This window comes from Kitasatospora sp. McL0602 (genome assembly GCF_052076145.1).
In the GTDB taxonomy this organism is placed as follows: Bacteria; Actinomycetota; Actinomycetes; order Streptomycetales; family Streptomycetaceae; genus Kitasatospora.
This window is the reverse complement of sequence record NZ_CP197246.1, coordinates 3,725,612-3,741,704: the sequence shown is the minus strand read 5'-3', so window position 1 is coordinate 3,741,704 and position 16,093 is coordinate 3,725,612. Positions and strand designations below refer to the sequence as shown.

General features: G+C 70.5%; 18 protein-coding genes and 1 tRNA gene. 11 read left to right on the top strand and 8 right to left on the bottom strand.

Annotation, left to right across the window (positions count from 1 at the left end; genetic code table 11):
* Positions 1-9 precede the first annotated feature (9 nt).
* The gene (locus tag ACR68M_RS16990) at positions 10-1,128 is read left to right on the top strand and encodes a tryptophan dimethylallyltransferase family protein (protein ID WP_441251354.1); all 1,119 of its coding nucleotides are present in this window, start codon (positions 10-12) and stop codon (positions 1,126-1,128) included.
* A 75-nt stretch (positions 1,129-1,203) separates the two neighbouring features.
* Here the strand turns inward: ACR68M_RS16990 and ACR68M_RS16985 are convergent, their stop codons facing one another.
* A complete protein-coding gene (locus ACR68M_RS16985) occupies positions 1,204-2,493 on the bottom strand; it encodes a flavin-containing monooxygenase (protein ID WP_441251353.1) in 1,290 nt (429 codons plus the stop codon).
* A 130-nt stretch (positions 2,494-2,623) separates the two neighbouring features.
* Positions 2,624-3,364 (bottom strand): helix-turn-helix domain-containing protein, encoded by a 741-nt coding sequence (locus tag ACR68M_RS16980; protein ID WP_441251352.1) that lies wholly within the window; start codon positions 3,362-3,364, stop codon positions 2,624-2,626.
* A 223-nt stretch (positions 3,365-3,587) separates the two neighbouring features.
* Here ACR68M_RS16980 and ACR68M_RS16975 point away from each other — a divergent pair, with 223 nt between their 5' ends.
* Genes ACR68M_RS16975 through ACR68M_RS16965 form a run of 3 tightly spaced genes read left to right on the top strand, consistent with a single transcriptional unit; the run spans position 3,588 to position 6,061 of the window.
* Entirely contained in the window at positions 3,588-4,259 is a 672-nt protein-coding gene (locus tag ACR68M_RS16975) for a DUF4097 family beta strand repeat-containing protein (protein WP_441251351.1), read from the top strand.
* A gap of 18 nt (positions 4,260-4,277) precedes the next feature.
* The gene (locus ACR68M_RS16970; RefSeq protein ID WP_441251350.1) at positions 4,278-5,276 is read left to right on the top strand and encodes an ATP-binding cassette domain-containing protein; all 999 of its coding nucleotides are present in this window, start codon (positions 4,278-4,280) and stop codon (positions 5,274-5,276) included.
* Positions 5,273-6,061 (top strand): ABC transporter permease, encoded by a 789-nt coding sequence (locus ACR68M_RS16965; protein ID WP_441251349.1) that lies wholly within the window; start codon positions 5,273-5,275, stop codon positions 6,059-6,061. The genes ACR68M_RS16970 and ACR68M_RS16965 overlap by 4 nt, the downstream gene beginning before the upstream one ends.
* A gap of 16 nt (positions 6,062-6,077) precedes the next feature.
* On the opposite strand, the gene ACR68M_RS16960 is transcribed toward ACR68M_RS16965, so the two are convergent.
* Positions 6,078-6,716, bottom strand: a complete 639-nt coding sequence (locus ACR68M_RS16960; RefSeq protein ID WP_441251348.1) for an NAD(P)-dependent oxidoreductase — start codon at positions 6,714-6,716, stop codon at positions 6,078-6,080.
* A 102-nt stretch (positions 6,717-6,818) separates the two neighbouring features.
* On the opposite strand from ACR68M_RS16960, the gene ACR68M_RS16955 reads away from it, so the two are divergent.
* Positions 6,819-7,196, top strand: coding sequence for a winged helix-turn-helix transcriptional regulator (locus ACR68M_RS16955; RefSeq protein WP_441251347.1), 378 nt, complete (start codon positions 6,819-6,821; stop codon positions 7,194-7,196).
* A gap of 214 nt (positions 7,197-7,410) precedes the next feature.
* Here the strand turns inward: ACR68M_RS16955 and ACR68M_RS16950 are convergent, their stop codons facing one another.
* A complete protein-coding gene (locus ACR68M_RS16950; RefSeq protein WP_441251346.1) occupies positions 7,411-8,442 on the bottom strand; it encodes a medium chain dehydrogenase/reductase family protein in 1,032 nt (343 codons plus the stop codon).
* A gap of 129 nt (positions 8,443-8,571) precedes the next feature.
* Between ACR68M_RS16950 and ACR68M_RS16945 the strand changes: the two genes are divergently transcribed.
* Positions 8,572-9,159, top strand: coding sequence for a TetR/AcrR family transcriptional regulator (locus ACR68M_RS16945; RefSeq protein WP_441251345.1), 588 nt, complete (start codon positions 8,572-8,574; stop codon positions 9,157-9,159).
* A 90-nt stretch (positions 9,160-9,249) separates the two neighbouring features.
* Here the strand turns inward: ACR68M_RS16945 and ACR68M_RS16940 are convergent, their stop codons facing one another.
* A complete protein-coding gene (locus tag ACR68M_RS16940) occupies positions 9,250-9,690 on the bottom strand; it encodes a DoxX family protein (protein ID WP_441251344.1) in 441 nt (146 codons plus the stop codon).
* 110 nt (positions 9,691-9,800) lie between these two features.
* Here ACR68M_RS16940 and ACR68M_RS16935 point away from each other — a divergent pair, with 110 nt between their 5' ends.
* The gene (locus ACR68M_RS16935) at positions 9,801-10,367 is read left to right on the top strand and encodes a TetR/AcrR family transcriptional regulator (RefSeq protein WP_441251343.1); all 567 of its coding nucleotides are present in this window, start codon (positions 9,801-9,803) and stop codon (positions 10,365-10,367) included.
* A 130-nt stretch (positions 10,368-10,497) separates the two neighbouring features.
* On the opposite strand, the gene ACR68M_RS16930 is transcribed toward ACR68M_RS16935, so the two are convergent.
* Positions 10,498-11,463 carry an alpha/beta hydrolase family protein gene (locus ACR68M_RS16930; RefSeq protein ID WP_441251342.1) on the bottom strand — a complete coding sequence of 322 codons (966 nt, stop codon included), beginning with the start codon at positions 11,461-11,463 and terminating at the stop codon, positions 10,498-10,500.
* Between the two features lie 173 nt (positions 11,464-11,636).
* Here ACR68M_RS16930 and ACR68M_RS16925 point away from each other — a divergent pair, with 173 nt between their 5' ends.
* Positions 11,637-12,233: a TetR/AcrR family transcriptional regulator gene (locus ACR68M_RS16925; protein WP_441251341.1), complete on the top strand. Its 597-nt coding sequence runs from the start codon at positions 11,637-11,639 to the stop codon at positions 12,231-12,233.
* 123 nt (positions 12,234-12,356) lie between these two features.
* Positions 12,357-13,523, top strand: coding sequence for a damage-control phosphatase ARMT1 family protein (locus tag ACR68M_RS16920; RefSeq protein WP_441251340.1), 1,167 nt, complete (start codon positions 12,357-12,359; stop codon positions 13,521-13,523).
* A gap of 60 nt (positions 13,524-13,583) precedes the next feature.
* On the opposite strand, the gene ACR68M_RS16915 is transcribed toward ACR68M_RS16920, so the two are convergent.
* Positions 13,584-14,675, bottom strand: coding sequence for a hypothetical protein (locus tag ACR68M_RS16915; RefSeq protein ID WP_441251339.1), 1,092 nt, complete (start codon positions 14,673-14,675; stop codon positions 13,584-13,586).
* Between the two features lie 163 nt (positions 14,676-14,838).
* Positions 14,839-14,912 (bottom strand) — tRNA-Gly (locus ACR68M_RS16910).
* Between the two features lie 247 nt (positions 14,913-15,159).
* Here ACR68M_RS16910 and ACR68M_RS16905 point away from each other — a divergent pair.
* Together ACR68M_RS16905 and dcd are read left to right on the top strand one after the other, a co-directional pair.
* Complete coding sequence (locus tag ACR68M_RS16905) at positions 15,160-15,381, top strand: hypothetical protein (RefSeq protein ID WP_441251338.1); 222 nt, start codon at positions 15,160-15,162, stop codon at positions 15,379-15,381.
* Between the two features lie 82 nt (positions 15,382-15,463).
* Complete coding sequence (gene dcd / locus ACR68M_RS16900) at positions 15,464-16,039, top strand: dCTP deaminase (RefSeq protein ID WP_441251337.1); 576 nt, start codon at positions 15,464-15,466, stop codon at positions 16,037-16,039.
* The last annotated feature ends 54 nt before the right edge of the window (positions 16,040-16,093 follow it).

Below are 16,093 nucleotides of genomic sequence, written 5' to 3'. Positions count from 1 at the left end.
AGACCCCCCATGGCCCCCGCCACGGAGACCCTCGGCGATCACACGACCCGTCAGCTGCTGCGCCTGTGCGAGGTCGCCGGCCTCGGCCCGGCCGACGCCGTCCGCTACTCCCGGACGCTGACGGCCGCCCTCGGCCCCGCCGCCGAGCGGCCGCTGGACCTGCCCTCCCCCGACAGCTCGTTCCTCTCCGACGACCACACCCCGGTGGAGTTCTCGCTCTCCTTCGAACCCGGCGCGGCCCCGACCCTGCGGGTGCTGCTGGAGCCGGGCAGCGGCGCCGGCAGTCTGGCCCGGAGCGGGCAGGTGGGCCTGCGGACCGTCCGTGCGCTCGCGCGCCGCTGGGGCTTCGGCACCGAGCGGCTCGACATCCTGGAGGACCTCTTCTTCCCGGCGTCCCCGGCGGGCCCGCTGGCCCTGTGGTGCGCGCTGGAGCTGCGCCCCGGCGGTGTCCCCAAGGTCAAGGTGTACCTGAACCCGGCGGCCTCCGGCGCCGAGCGCGCCGCCGAGACCGTCCGGGAGGCCCTGCACCGGCTCGGCCACCGGCATGCGTTCACGGCCCTGCCGGAGTCGGACCGCATCCTGTTCTTCGCCCTCGACCTGGGCGACTGGGACGAGCCCCGGGTGAAGGTGTACACCGCCCACGACGACCTGCCGGCCACGGCGGCGGCGGGCCTGTGCGGGATGACGGACGGGCCCGACCCCGCCGAGGTCGAGGCGTTCTTCCGGACGGCCTCGGGGATCGACAGCTCCGGGTACGGCAGTGGGCAGGGCTCCCGCTTCGACCGCCGGCCCGTGCAGGCGTGCCACGCCTTCACCGAGACGGCGAGCGGCCTGCCGGGCGGCTTCACCCTCTACGTCCCGGTCCGCGACTTCGCACAGCACGACGGCGAGGCCCTCGACCGGGCACTGGCCCTGCTGCGGCGCTACGGCATCGACGAGTCCCAGCTCCTCGACTCCCTGGCCGCCGTCACCTCGCGCCGGCTGGACGACGGGGTCGGGCTCATCGCCTACCTCGCCCTCGCCCACCAGCAGGGCCGCCCGCCCCGGGTGATGGTCTACATCTCCTCGGAGGCGTACGAGGTGCGGCCGCCGGCCTTCCTGGCCCAGCCGGTCGGCACCCGGCGCTGAGCCCGGCCACCGGGTCGTGCGTAGGGCGGGGGCCCTACGCCCGACAGCTGCCCTCTGCCCGGCTGCCCCGCTGCCCTACGCCTCACTCAACTCCCGCTGGTACGAGCCGACATCGACCTGCACGGACGACCCCGTGCTCAGTCCGTACCGGCTCTCGATGCCGCTCAGGTACTCGTCGATCTCCTTGTGCATGACGTCCGCCGACGGCAGCGCGGTGTCACCGGCGACGATCCCGGCGACCCACCGCGCCTGTGCTTCCACCAGGCGGGTGATCGAGCCCACCGGGCGGATCAGGCCGAGGAAGTACAGGCCGGGCCGGTCGGGTGCGACGATCCGCCGGTACAGCTCGACCGGGCCCTGCGGGCCTGCCGGACACCCGGCGGGCAGGAAGGGGAAGGCCATCCGGAAGCCGGTGCAGAAGACGATCGCGTCCGCCTCGGCCGAGCTGCCGTCGGCGAAGTGCACCAAGTCGCCGTCCAGGGAGGCGATCGCGGGCTTCGGGGTCACCGCGCCGTGCCGGATGCGGCTGAGGATCTCGTCCGAGATGGTCACGGCCGAGGAGAAGATCGGGTGGTCCGGCTCGGGCAGTCCGTAGTCCGACATCTTGCCGCGCGCCACCAGCAGGGCCTCCTCGACCAGCCGCCGCTGTTCGTCCAGCGGCTTGCCGGTGAACCACGGCGCCTCGGCGATCAGGTCCACGGACACGCCGTAGAGCTGCTTCGGCACGATGTGCAGCCCCCGGCGCACCGAGAGCACCGTCCGCTCGGCGTGCCGCGACAGGTCGGCGGCGATGTCCACCGCCGACGCCCCGAGCCCGACCACGACGACGCGCTGCCCGGCGAAGTCCTTGCCGTCCAGGTAGTCCGTCGAGTGCAGGATCGTCCCGCCGAAGCTGTCGGCACCGGGCGGCAGGGGGTTCGGCAGGGCCGGCTCCGAATGGTGCCCGGAGGCGACGACCACCTGGTCGAAGCCCCGCACCACCTCGACCCCGTCCGCGTCCCGACTGGTCACCATCCACCGTTCGTCCGGGCCCTGACGGACCGACAGCACTTCGGTGCGCAGCTCGAGATGGGGCAGCAACCCGGCCCAGTCGGCGAACGACCGCAGGTACGCGGCGACATCGCCGTGCCGGGGGTAGAGCGGCAGCTCGGCGGACATCGGGAAGTCGACGTAACCGGTCAGCTGCTTCGCGCTGTTCAGGTGCAGCGCCCGGTAGGCCGGGCCCGGCTCACCCGCTCCCGGCATCCGCCAGATGCCGCCGACGTCCGGTGCCTTCTCCAGGCAGACGAAGTCGGCGCCCCGCCCTCTGAGCGCATGCGCGGCTGCCAGTCCGGACAGACCCGCACCTATCACGCACACGCTCACGCTTGCCTCCGCAGCACACCATGCGACAAATCCACGACCCATCAGGGATCTTGACGGCTCAGCATATTCGCGCCGCCCACCGGAGACGAGAGGGCAGCGGCCGGCACCCTGCGGCGGCCACCGAACCTCGCTACCCGCTCTCGGCACCGTCCGACGTCGCCTCGACCTTGGTGTGGAGGACCTCGCGGGCCTGCTCGGCGGCGCGGACGATGCTCTCCGAGACGAAGTCGACGAAGCGGGAGATGTTCTCGAGGCGGGCGGCTGCCGGGGTGCCGGGGCCGAGGATGCCGACGCCCTGCCGGGCGGTCTCGGCGAACTGGGCGGTGCCACGGGCGCTGGCCATCATCGACTGGTACCAGACGTCGTCGTCGACGATGTAGCGCTCGCGGCGGCGCTCGTCGCGCTCGCGGCGCACCAGGCCCTGGCTCTCCAGGAAGGCGATCGCCTTGGAGATGGACGCCGGGCTGACCTGGACCCGCTGGACGAGTTCGGACGCGGTGAGGCTGCCCTCGTCGGTGGTGTAGAGGCAGACCAGCACCCGGGCCATCATCCTGGTCAGGCCCGACTGCACGAGGACGGCGGTGAAGACCTCCTCGTACTCCCGCACCGCCTCGGCGTCCCGGCCGTGGGCCTGCGGGAGCGCCTCCGGCCCCCGGGGCGCGGCCGCCCTGCGCCGGTGGGCGCGGTGTTCGGTGGCGCGGTGGGCCAGTTCGGCCCGGTAGGCGGTGGGGCCGCCGTTGCGCGTCACCTCACGCGTGACGGTCGAGGTCGGGCGGTCGAGGCCCCTGGCGATCTCCGCGTAGGCGAGGCCGTCGGCGAGCCCCGACGCGATCTGCCGGCGTTCCTGCTGGGTGAGCCTGCCTCCGGGCATCGCGGATCTCCTTCGTGTCCCTTGATGCCGCCAGTATAGCGTTCACTCTCAATTCATTGCAACGAACTGAGCGCTCATCGTTGCGTTAGAATCAAATCCATTGCAACGATTTACTGCCATTGGCCTGCAGCTATAGGGATCAGACGCAACAAGCTTGTTGCCTGACCCTTGAATGCAACGTAGCGTTTCGCTTATCAGAAACGACGAGCCAAAGGAACGCACCATGCAGAAGTTCGACACCGCCGCCCCGATCTCCGCCATCCTCGACATCCCCGCGGGCCGCATCCGGTTCATCGCCGCCGACCGGGCCGACACCACGGTCGAGGTCCTGCCGGCCAACGCCTCGAAGAGCCGCGACGTGAAGGCGGCGGAGCAGACCGAGGTCAGCTACCGCGACGGCGTCCTGCGGATCGCCGCCGCGCCGGCGAAGAACCGGGTCCTCGGCGCTTCGGGATTCGTCGAGGTGACCGTCCAACTGCCCGCCGGCTCCCGGGTCGAGGCGAAGGCGGCCAGCGCCGACTTCCGGGGCGTCGGACGGCTCGGCGAGGTCACCCTCCAGGGCGCGCAGGGCTCGATCAAGGTCGACGAGTCCGCGAGCGCCCACCTCACCCTCCTCGACGGCGACATCTCGGTCGGCCGCCTGGGCGGCCCGGCGGAGATCAGCACCCAGAAGGGCGACCTCACCATCGCCGAGGCCGTCCGGGGCACGGTCACCCTGCGCACCGAGTACGGCCAGATCTCGGTCGGCGCCGCCCGGGGCGTCTCCGCCTCCCTGGACGCCGGCACCGCCTACGGCCGGATCCAGAACGCGCTCAAGAACTCCGACGGCGCCGACGCCGACCTGACCATCCACGCGACCACCGCCTACGGCGACGTCACCGCCCGCAGCCTCTAATCCACAGGAGCAACTCCCATGACCGACCTGGCCATCGCGGCGAACGGGCTGCGCAAGTCCTACGGCGACAAGAACGTCCTGGACGGCATCGACCTGGCCGTCCCGGCCGGGTCCGTGTTCGCCCTGCTCGGGCCGAACGGCGCCGGCAAGACCACTGTCGTCAAGATCCTCTCCACCCTCGTCTCCCCCGACCCCGACCCCGCCTCCGCCGGTGGCTCCGACCCCGCCTCCGGCTCCGGCCGGATCCGGGTCGGCGGCCACGACCTCGCCACCGACCCGCAGGCCGTACGGGCCGCGATCGGCGTCACCGGGCAGTTCTCCGCCGTCGACGGCCTGATCACCGGCGAGGAGAACATGCTCCTGATGGCGGACCTGCATCACCTCTCCCGCCGCGAAGGGCGGCGGGTCGCCGCCGAACTGCTGGAGCGGTTCGACCTGGTGGAGGCCGCGAAGAAGCCCGCCTCCACCTACTCCGGCGGCATGAAGCGCCGCCTAGACATCGCCATGACGCTGGTCGGCAACCCGCGGATCATCTTCCTCGACGAGCCGACCACCGGCCTCGACCCGCGCAGCCGCCACACCATGTGGGGCATCATCCGCGAGCTGGTCTCCGACGGCGTCACCGTCTTCCTCACCACCCAGTACCTGGAGGAGGCCGACGAACTCGCCGACCGCATCGCCGTGCTCGACAACGGCCGGATCGCCGCCGAAGGCACCGCCGACGAACTCAAGCGGCTCGTCCCGGGCGGGCACGTCCGACTCCGCTTCACCGACCCGGCCGCCTACCGCAGCGCCGCCGCCGCCCTCCACGACGCCACCCGCCACGACGAAACCCTGGCCCTGCAACTCCCCAGCGACGGCAGCCAGTACGCACTGCGCACCGTCCTCGACCGGCTGGACTCGGCCGGCATCCAGGCCGACGAGCTGACCGTGCACACCCCCGACCTCGACGACGTGTTCTTCGCCCTGACCGGCGGCGCCGACATCCCCGACCAGCCCACGGAGGCAGTCCGATGAGCCAGCTCTCCCTCGCCGTACGCGACTCGCGGACCATGCTGCGCCGCAACCTGCTGCACGCCCGCCGGTACCCGTCCCTCACCCTGAACCTGCTGCTCACCCCGGTCATGCTGCTGCTGCTCTTCGTCTACGTCTTCGGCGACGTGATGAGCGCGGGCCTCGGCGGCGGCGCGGACCGCGCCCGGTACCTCGCCTACGTCGTCCCGGGCATCCTGCTGATGACCGTCAGCGGCACCGTCGTCGGGACGGCCGTCTCCGTCTCCACCGACATGAGCGAGGGCATCATCGCCCGCTTCCGCACGATGGCGATCCACCGCGGGTCGGTGCTCGTCGGGCACGTCGTCGGCAGCGTGCTGCAGTGCGTCATGAGCGTCGTCCTGGTCGGCGCGATCGCCGTGGCCCTCGGCTTCCGGTCCACGAACGCCACCGCCCTGGAGTGGCTGGCTGCCTTCGGCCTGCTCGTACTCTTCGCCCTCGCCCTCACCTGGATCGCCGTCGGCATGGGCCTGGTCAGCCCGAACGCCGAGGCCGCCAGCAACAACGCGATGCCGCTGATCCTGCTGCCGCTGCTCTCCAGCGCCTTCGTCCCGGTGCACGCCATGCCCGGCTGGTTCCAACCCATCGCCGAGTACCAGCCGTTCACACCCGCCATCGAGACCCTCCGGGGCCTGCTCCTCGGCAGCGAGATCGGCCACAACGGCTGGCTCACCCTCGCCTGGAGCCTGGGCCTCGCCGTACTCGGCTACTTCTGGTCGGCCTCGAAGTTCAACCGCGACCCGAAGTAGCCGCCGTGGCCCGCCCTCAGCCGGTTTCGACCCCGAGGTGCACGCGGTGGTGGCGCGGCTCGTCGATCTCGTCGAGCAGCGCGATCGCGAAGTCGGCGTACGAGATGCGGCTGGCCGCCTCCGCCGCAGCCGTCCGGTACCCGCCGGTGCGGGCGCCCTCGTGGTCGAAGTCGCCGGCCGGGCTGAGGACCAGCCAGTCGCACTCGGTGGTGGCGGCGCGCAGCACGTCCGTCCCGGCCGCGTGTCCCAGGTAGAAGGCGCGGTACTCCTGGGGATAGCCCGGAGTGTCCATCAGGAGCCCACCGGCCGCAGTCTCCAACGCCGAGGCCAGGCCGACTCCCACCAGCCGGCTCACACCGGCCCGCGCCAGCCCGTCGAGGAGGGCACGGGCCACGCCGGGGAAGAAGACGTCAGGCTGGGTGGCCATGTCGAACGCGGCACCGATCGCGGCATCATGGCCCTCGGCGAGCCGCGCGACACCGTCGGCGTCGGTGACATCACCGGCCACCACCCGTACGCCGTCCACCGCCGCCAACTCGGCGTACTTGGCCGGGTCGCGCACAACGGCCGTCACCTGGTGCCCACGACCGCGGGCCTCCGCGACGGCAGCCCGACCGGCCCGACCACCCGCACCGAAAACAATGACCTGGCCCATGAAACCCACCCCGCATCAGAAGGCCGACTCCGAACGCCGACCGCTCCCCCGGACCCTACGGAGGGCCCCGGTTACCAATCGGGTACCAGCTAGGCTGGAGCCGTGCCTGAGCCACTCGACCCCGAGATGTTCGACCCGGTCTGCCCGTCCACACTCAGCCCGATCCGCTTCGGCGACAAGTGGGCAGCCCTGATCATCCGCTGCCTCGAACAGGGCCCCCGACGCTTCTCGGAGCTCCGGATCCCCCTGCGCGGCGTCACCGCCAAGGTCCTCACCCAGTCCCTCCGCACCCTCGAACGCGACGGCCTGGTCACCCGCACGATCCACCCCGAACCAATCCGCCGGGTCGACTACGAACTCACCCCACTCGGCCGCAGCCTCCTGGTACCGATGGCCGCAGCATGCGCCTGGACAGCGGAGCACTGGGACGAACTCATCGACGCACGCGAAGCCGCAACCCCCCTCAGCAGCACGGGCTGACGGCGCTGGACCACAAGTCCGCCCCGGCGATATCGCGCCCCGTGTTCCGGGGCGAGTTTCCCACCTTCATGCGGATACCGCGTCGGGGCGGTGAAGGGGCACAGGCCCGCCGACGACCGGGGTAGACGGCGCTACGCGGTGGGCTGCGCGGCGGCGGCGGCGGTGCCGAGGACGGTGCAGACGGCCGTCGTACCGATCAGCCCGGGGGTAAGAGTCAGGGGATCAGGACGACCTTGCCGGAGACGGTCCCGGACTCGGCCAGGCGCAGGGCCTCGGCGGCCTCGGTGAGCGGCAGTTGGGCAGCGATGCGGGCGGTGACGTCGCCCCGGCGGACGGCGGCGAAGACCTCGGTGAGGTCGGAGCGCAGTCGGGCCCGGAAGCGGTCCTTGTTCAGCGGCCGGCCCGCCCAGATGTTGTAGAAATGGGCGCGGCGCCCGTTGGGCAGGGTGTTCCAGAGCCAGGTGCGGGCGAGGATCTTCAGGACGGGCCACTGCTTGGAGCCGGTGTCGTCGCGGGTGGAGGCGCTGCCGTAGGAGATGAGGGTGCCGCCGGGGGCAAGCAGGTGCCAGGAGTCGACGACGCTGCGGCCACCGACGTGGTCGAAGACCGCGTCCACTCCGCCGGGCGCCAGTTCGCGGACCTGGGCGGGCACGTCCTCGCCCCGGTAGTCGACCGGCGTGACGCCCAGCTCCCGCAGGGCGTCGTGGTGCCGGACGGAGGCCGTGCCGATCACCTTCGCACCTGCTGCGCGGGCCAGTTGGACCAGGACCGAGCCGACGCCACCGCTGGCGCCGTGCACCAGGACGGTCTGTCCGGCCCGCACCCGGGCCTTGCGGTGCAGCATCTGCCAGGCCGTGATGCCGTTGACCACGACAGTCTCGGCCTGCGCCGCCGTGAGGCCCTCCGGGACCTGGACCGCGTCGCCGGCATCGAGCACCACATGGCTGGCCCATCCGCCGACCTTCACCAGCGCGGCCACCCGTCGACCGACCAGGCCCGGGTCGACGCCCTGGCCGGTGGTCAGCACCCGGCCCACCAGGTCGTAGCCGGGTACGAACGGGAAAGGCGGCTGGTCGTAGTACCGCCCGCGGCGCATCTGCTGCTCGGCGAACGAGACGCCGGTGGCCTCCATGGCGACGACGACCTGCCCACGGCCTGCTTGCGGTACGGCGCTCTCGCGGATCTCCAGGCCTTCCGGCGCCACGATGCCCGGCAGAACGACCTCGATGCGACGTTCGGTACTCATGATCGCCTCTTTCGTAGATGCTTTCGCGTTCGTTAGAAGTTGTAACGCAGCTCGCTCGTGATAGTCAAGAGCGACAGTGATAGCCTCTAACCAATGCTTGGACCGGAGCGAGGGAGAGGGAGCGGGATCATGGGCGAACCAGGCACGAGGACACCGAGGGAGCGGTACCGCGCACAGGTACAGGAGGAGATCAAGCAGCACGCCTGGGGGCAGATCGCCACCGCCGGGGCCTCCGCACTGTCCCTCAACGCCATCGCCAGGCAGATGGGCATGAGTGGGCCGGCCCTTTACCGGTACTTCGCCAACCGCGACGAGCTGATCACCGAACTCGTCAAGGACGCCTACCGCAGCCTGGCCGACACCTTCGCCGCCGGCGCCGAAGCCGGCACCGGCCTCGACGGCCTGGCGCACGCACTGCGCCGGTGGGCCCTGGAAGACCCCCAGCGGTACTTCCTCGTCTACGGCACTCCCGTGCCCGGCTACAAAGCGCCCGAGGACACCACGCGCATCACCGCCGAGATCATGGCGTACCTCCTCGACGCCTGCGCCGGGGAGCAATCCACCCCGTCACCGGCACTCCGCCGGGCCCTCGCCTTCTGGACCCGCCTGCACGGCGTCCTCTCACTCGAACTCGCCGGACACTTCACCGGCATGGGACTCGATCCCGCCGAGCTCTACGCCGACGAGGTACAAGCGCTCGGGACCTCCTGGCACTGACTGCCACATCGCAGGACAGAACCCGTCAGCCGCCTGGGGAGCAGGTTCACGGTTCCTACCTGCGGTCTCCGTCATCGAGTACCGCCACCGTCAGAGCGCCGCGGCGACGGCGGCCGCGACGAAGACCACCTGGAGGGCGGTACGGGTGGGCAGCGGCGTCACGGGCTTTCCGGCGAGGGTGAGTCCACTGCGGGCCGCGTACACGTTGGCCGGGAACATCGCGAGCATGAGCAGCGCCAGGCCCCCTGCAGCGAGGGGCGCGAGCGGGGGGACGAGCAGACCGACGGCACCTGCCAGTTCGAGGATGCCGGTGAGGGTGACCAGCAGGTCGGGCCGGGGCAGCGCCGGCGGGATCATCGCGACGAAGTCGCGCCGCCAGGACGCGATGAAGTGCGGCACGCCGGTGGCGACGAACATCAGCGCGAGGCCGCCGCGCAGGGCGGGCTGCCACGCATCGAGGCCGTCGACGGCGACCAGGCCGAGCGCGCGCAGAACAGCGAAGCCACCGACGAGAGCGATGAGCGGGATCATGCCGTCCTCCAACCGTTGAATCTTGTCACTGGCAAGATTGAGGCAGGTGGGCAATCTTGTCAATGCCTAGATACAGTGGAGTGACACCCCCGAACGACTGGAGAGCACCGATGGGACAGACCGCCCAGCCGAGCTACCACCACGGAAACCTCCGCCGCGCCGTACTGGACGCGGCCCTGGAGGCGATCACCGAGTCCGGCCCTTCCGGCTGGAGCCTGCGCGAACTGGCCCGGCGCGCAGGGGTGTCGCACGCGGCACCCGCGCACCACTTCGTCGACAAGACGGGAGTGCTGACGGCCGTGGCCACGGAGGGCTTCGAGCTGTTCGCCGACAGCCTGGAGCGGGCAGCCGACGATCCGTACGGCTCCGGCGTGGCCTACGTCCGGTTCGCCGTCGACCACCGGCCGTACTTCGAGGTCATGTTCCGGCCGGAGCTGTACCGGGCCGACGACCCCGACATGGCGGCGGCGCGAGAGCGCGCAGGCGCGGTACTCGCCACGAGCGCACGCAAGTTGTCACCGGGAGAAGCAACCGACCGGACGACGACGATCGCGGCCTGGTCGCTGGCCCACGGCTTCGCCGGCCTGTGGCTGAGCGGCGCACTGCCGGAGAGCGCGGACGGCGACGTGGAGGAGCTGGCCCGCGCAGTGCTCCAGCTGGCCTTCGCCCGGGACTGAACGGTCGGCGGGTGCGCCTCAGCTGAGGCGCCATCCACACCGCTGCGGTCGGCTGCCGTTACGAGCCCGCCAACTGCCCCTGTGCGCCCCGCCCGCCTTGCCCGGTAGGCCGCCCATGGGATTCAGGGGCTTACTTGGATTCGACTCGTCCTACCGGATTGGGGCCGGTCGTCAGTGCCTCGCACGCGGTCTGCCACGTGGGCGCACCGGGGTGCAGCCGGGTGTGGAGGTAGGCCGCGGTGAGCCGGGCGAGGGCAGCGACTCGCTCGGGGTTCTCGTCCGTGGTCTCGGCGGCGTCGTATCCGGCGATCCCGCCGAGTCCGTGCTCCGCGTCGAACAGGGTGAGCAGGGTCTTGGGGCCGGGGGCAAGGATGTAGGGGTCGGCGTGCCAGTCCGGCCCCATGTCCGTGAAGTGCCGGGAGTCGTCCTTGTCGCCGGCGACGACCAGGGCGGGTGCGGTCATGGTGGAGAAGTCGACAGCCCCGATGATCGGCCACTGCTCGGCCATCGGCCCGTTGAGGACTTCACCGCCTCGGCCGGGCGCGGCGAGCAGCACGCCCGCCTTGATCCGGGGCTCGACGAGGTGCACCACATTCCCGGTGACGGGGTCGTTGAGCCCGGCACCCAGCAGGAGGGCGGCGGTGAAGCCGCCGAGCGAGTGTCCGACGAGGGCGACCTTGGTGGAGTCGATCCGTCCTGCGAGCTGCGGAACGGTGCGCTCGATCACGTCGAGCCGGTCGAGGATGTGGGTCATGTCCTCGGCGCGGGAGCGCCAGAAGTCGGGTGCGCCGGGTGCGCCGGCGACCAGATGGCTCAGTGTGCGGGAGGTGAGGTGGGTGGGCTGGATGACGGCGAATCCGTGGGAGGCCCAGAAGTCGGCGAGCGGCGCGTAGCCGTTGAGCGAGGACAGGTTGTTCGAGGGGCCGTGACCGTGGGAGAGGAGGATGACAGGGAGGTCGGTTCCGGTCGCGGGTGCGGAGACGCGCATCTGGAGGTCCACGGGACGTCCGGGCACCGGGAGAACTACAGGGCTGAAGGTCAGGACCGGGACGGGCGTGCCCAAGGCGTCGGCGCTGGTGGTGGCGGATGTGCTCACGAGGTGGATTCCCTTTCGGTGGTGCCTGCCGTCCGCCGGTCTCCGGCGACGAGCCAGGCGGTGAGCCAAGCGGTGAGCGGCGTCCGGCTTCGGCTAAGCTGAAGCGGAGCGCTGCTCCATTTAGTATCCGGAGCACTGCTCCGCTTTGTCAATCAGTCTGGAAGGACAACGTGATGGCCACCGAGAGCCCTGCGGGGGAGCCGCCGCCGCGGGGAAAGCGGTCCGACGCGCAGCGCAACCGGCAGACGGTGCTCGCTGCCGCCGCCGACGTGTTCGTCACCTCCGGCGTCGACGCGCCCATCCGCCAGATCGCGACCCGGGCGGGCGTCGGGATGGCCACGATCTACCGCCACTTCCCGACCCGGGCGGACCTCGTCACCGCCGTCTACCGCCACCAGATCGAGGAGTGCGCCGAGGCCGGCCCGAACCTGCTGGCCAGTGCCGACTCCCCGTTCGACGCGCTGCGCCAGTGGATCGACCTCTTCGTCGACTTCCTGGTCACCAAGCACGGACTCGCCGACGCCCTGCAGTCCGACAGCGACCGCTTCGCCGCGCTGCACGCCTACTTCCTCGACCGCCTGCTTCCCGTCTCCACCCAACTGCTCGACGCTGCGGTCGAGTCCGGCGACATCAGCCCCGGCACGCAGCCGTACGAGCTGATGCGCGGCATCGGCAACCTCTGCATCGGACGCGACAACGACCCCCGATACAACCCCCGACACCTGATCGCCCTCCTCCTCCAGGGACTCCGGCGACCTCGCGCATCCTGATGCCGACGAGCGACATCGCCACCTGTTCCCTCCGCGACTTCCACGCGATCCGAACGACCGCCTGTCAACAGCCGGAGACGCCAGCAGGCAGCAGTGCCCCTGAGCAGAAAGACGAACCTGAACGTGCCCACTGCACCCACGATCCTGAGTGACGTCCCCGGGCCCTTCGCCTGGAGCGTCTTCCACGAGCGGCACCCGAAGCTCATCCAGCAGGTGCTCGATGCCCTTCCGTACGGGCCGGTCGAGCGGGCAGCGCTCGAGCAACTGCTCACCGAGAGCACCACCGGCGTGCTGGAGCCGCTGGACGAGAGCGCCCACGATCACCAGCAGTGGCTGGAGTGGGGCGAGGGCCTGTTCGGGCGACCGTGGGGCGAGGCGCCGTTCCTGTGGGCCGAGAGCTACTTCTACCGCAGGCTGCTCGAAGCCACCGGCTACTTCCGGCCCGGGACTTGGCACGGCATCGACCCGTTCGCCCCGTTCAAGAACGCCGAGCTGGCCGGCCCTGCCGTCGACGACGAACTCGCCGCCCTCCGCGATCTGCCGTCCCTCTCGGCCGAGAAGCGGTCCGAGGTCCTGCTCTCCTCGTCGCTCTGGGGCAACCGGGCCGACCTCAGCTTCCAGCTCACCGCCTCGGCCGGGGACGCCCGGTCCCCCGCCCTGATCGCGGACGACAGCCCACTCCTCCGGCAGGCCCTCACCGCAGCGAACAACCCGAGGGTCTGCGTCATCGCGGACAACGCCGGGCGCGAGCTACTCCCCGACCTCGTCCTGGTCGACCACCTCCTCACGGGCGGACTGGCCTCCGAGGTGGTCCTGTACGTCAAGCCCGCCCCCTACTACGTGTCGGACGCGACCACCGCCGACGTCCTCGCCACCGTCGAGCGCCTGCGCACCGCACCGGAGCAGGAGGCGGAACTGATCGGCCGTCGGCTCTGGCAGGCGATGAACAGCGGCACACTCGTGGTCCGCACGCACGAGTTCTTCTGCGCGCCGCTGCCGTTTCACGACATGCCCGCCGACCTCAGAGCCGAACTCTCGACCGCCACGATCACGATCCTCAAGGGCGACCTCAACTACCGCCGCCTCGTCGGGGACCAGCTCTGGGACGCCACGACCCCATTCGCCGAGAGGGCCGGCCACTTCCCGTCCCCGGTAGCGGCCCTGCGCACGTTGAAGTCCGACGTCATCGTCGGCCTCGACGGACCGGTGGTCGCGGGGCTGGACACCACTGGGGAGCCGTGGCGCACCAGCGGCAAGTACGGCCTCATTCAGGTTCACACCCGGGCATAGAGCCGACATCACCCGCCGGCGACCGAGAAGTTGGCCCCGGCGGGTGATGGGCTAGGGAACTCATGCCACCGGCGGCCAGGGCCCAGCAAGGAGGTCACGGGCCTCGTCGATGATCCGTTGCCCGAAGGCCTCGCGGGGCGTGTCCCAGTCGTCTTTCCAGTCGTCGTACTCGCTGGTCCAGGCAAGGAACGGTCGGAGCGCTGCGGGGCGGTCGAGGTGGTCCCACGCCTCGTACGAGATCAGGTTGCCGCCCTCGATGGCGTTCATGCTGCCGTTGGCGATGAGCTGCAGCCACCAACGCACCAGTGCCCAACGGGCCTCCGCGTCGGTGGCGGGGAGCCGAGCCGCGAGGCCGAGTTCCTCAACCACCTGGGTGAAGAGCTCGTGGGCCCGCGACTCCTCGCCTCGGGTCAGGCCGGCGAGGTCGCAGACGGCAGGGGTGTCGACATCGAGGACGAGCGCGACCAGAGCGGCCTGGATCAGCGTGTCCGCACCGACGCGGCGGCCGATTCGTCGCTCGATCGCAAGCAAGCACAGGTGGTCGACGGCTTCCTCGGCGGTGACCGCGTAGGGGTCGTGAGGGGTGGTGCCAACGATCTCCGGGAGTTCGTCATCGCCGAGGAAGTACGACCAGAAGGGCACGCTCGCGCGGGCACGACCGAGGTCGCTCGCGGAGCCGCCGAACTCGTGGCGAAGGTAGTCCGCGAGGTCGTTGCCGTAGTAGATGATGTCGGTCTGATGGACCGAGAGCACCGGGTGTCCGCTCTGGCCTGCGATGCCGGGCAGATAGCGGTGCGAGAAGACGGGCACCAGCTGCGGCGCATCTCCAAGACGGGTCTCCGCGAGCCGAAGCGCCTCCCGGCGATCCTCGGGCTTCTCGCCCCAACCCGGGTACCAGAAGCCGTGCTTCACATCGAACAGCACGCCGTCTCTCGGCCGTTCCAGGTGGCCGCGCAGTTCGTCGGCGTCACCGCCCCGCCAGTCCGGCCAGCCTCGGCCCAGCGGCAGCCCGGCCTGCAGGAAGAGCCGGTGATCCGCCGCGAACCGGAACCCGAAGCGCTCCTCGGCGGCCTCGATCTCGGCGTCGCTGAGACCGGGACCGATGGTTACCGGGAGCACCGCCAGCAGGGCGAGCGCCCTCTCGCGAGTCATGGGTTCGGGCTGTTCAGGAGTCACGAGCCAGCAGCTTAGCCAGGAGCCCCATCAGCCGAACTCCACAGAAAATGCATCTCACGCCGGCACGGATCTGGCACGGCGACCCAGAAATGGTCCAGACAACAAACAATCCCCAGGTCTCTGACCTGGGGATTCACAATGGAGCGGGCGACGAGAATCGAACTCGCGCTATAAGCTTGGGAAGCTCATGTTCTACCATTAAACTACGCCCGCATGACGAGCCGTCAGTGACCGCTCGATCTTCGCCCACTCTACCTCATCGACCGGGGTGCCCGTGGCGGCACGGGTGTGGGGTGGATGAGGTCGTGGAGTGGCGGGTTGGTGAGGTCGGCGAGCCGTCGTGAGTGGTGTCCGGAACATCCCCTAATGTGACGCTGTCCTGGGACGGCGAGGCCTGGTGGACGTCGTGTCGGGTGGCTTGAGTACACGGGTACGGGTGAGAGGGATGGGAAGGGGATCGATGGAGCAGCGGACCGTCGTTCGTTGTGCCGAGGGGCACCTGTTCAGCACCGCGAAGTTCCCGATGCAGAATCTCGGCGGCGGCCGGCTGGGGCCCGGCAGGTTGATCCGGTGTCCGCAGTGCGGGCGGCTGCGGAGTTCGGTGCGGGCCGATGTGAGTGAGCTCTCGGGGGCTCAGTTGGCGCGGGCGCTGCGGTTGGAGGCGGCGGAGTTCCTCGCGTAGCAGCGGGAGGGACGGGAGAAAAACAGCAGGCGGGCCGGGGTCGGATTCGTCCCTGGCCTGCCGGTGCACGTAACCTCGAGGCGTGCTGCTCTCTGACAAGGACATCCGGACCGAGATCGACAAGGGTCGGGTCAAGATCGACCCGTTCGACCCGGCGATGATCCAGCCCTCCAGCGTCGACGTCCGGCTGGACCGTTACTTCCGGGTGTTCGAGAACCACCGGTACCCCTTCATCGACCCCTCGCAGGAGCAGCCGGACCTGACGCGGCTGGTCGAGCCCGAGGGCGACGAGCCGTTCATCCTGCACCCGGGCGAATTCGTGCTCGCGTCGACGTACGAGACGGTGACGCTGCCGGACGACGTCGCGTCCCGCCTGGAGGGCAAGTCCAGCCTCGGCCGGCTCGGCCTGCTGACGCACTCCACCGCCGGTTTCATCGACCCGGGCTTCAGCGGGCACGTGACGCTCGAGCTGTCGAACGTCGCGACGCTGCCGATCAAGCTCTACCCGGGCATGAAGATCGGCCAGCTCTGCCTCTTCCGGCTGTCCTCGCCGTCCGAGCACCCGTACGGCTCCGAGCGGTACGGCTCGCGCTACCAGGGTCAGCGCGGCCCGACGGCCTCGCGCTCGCACCTGAACTTCCACCGCACCGACGTGTGAGCCCATGGGTGAGGGGCGGTAGGCAGCTGCCTACCGCCCCTCACCCATGGGCAG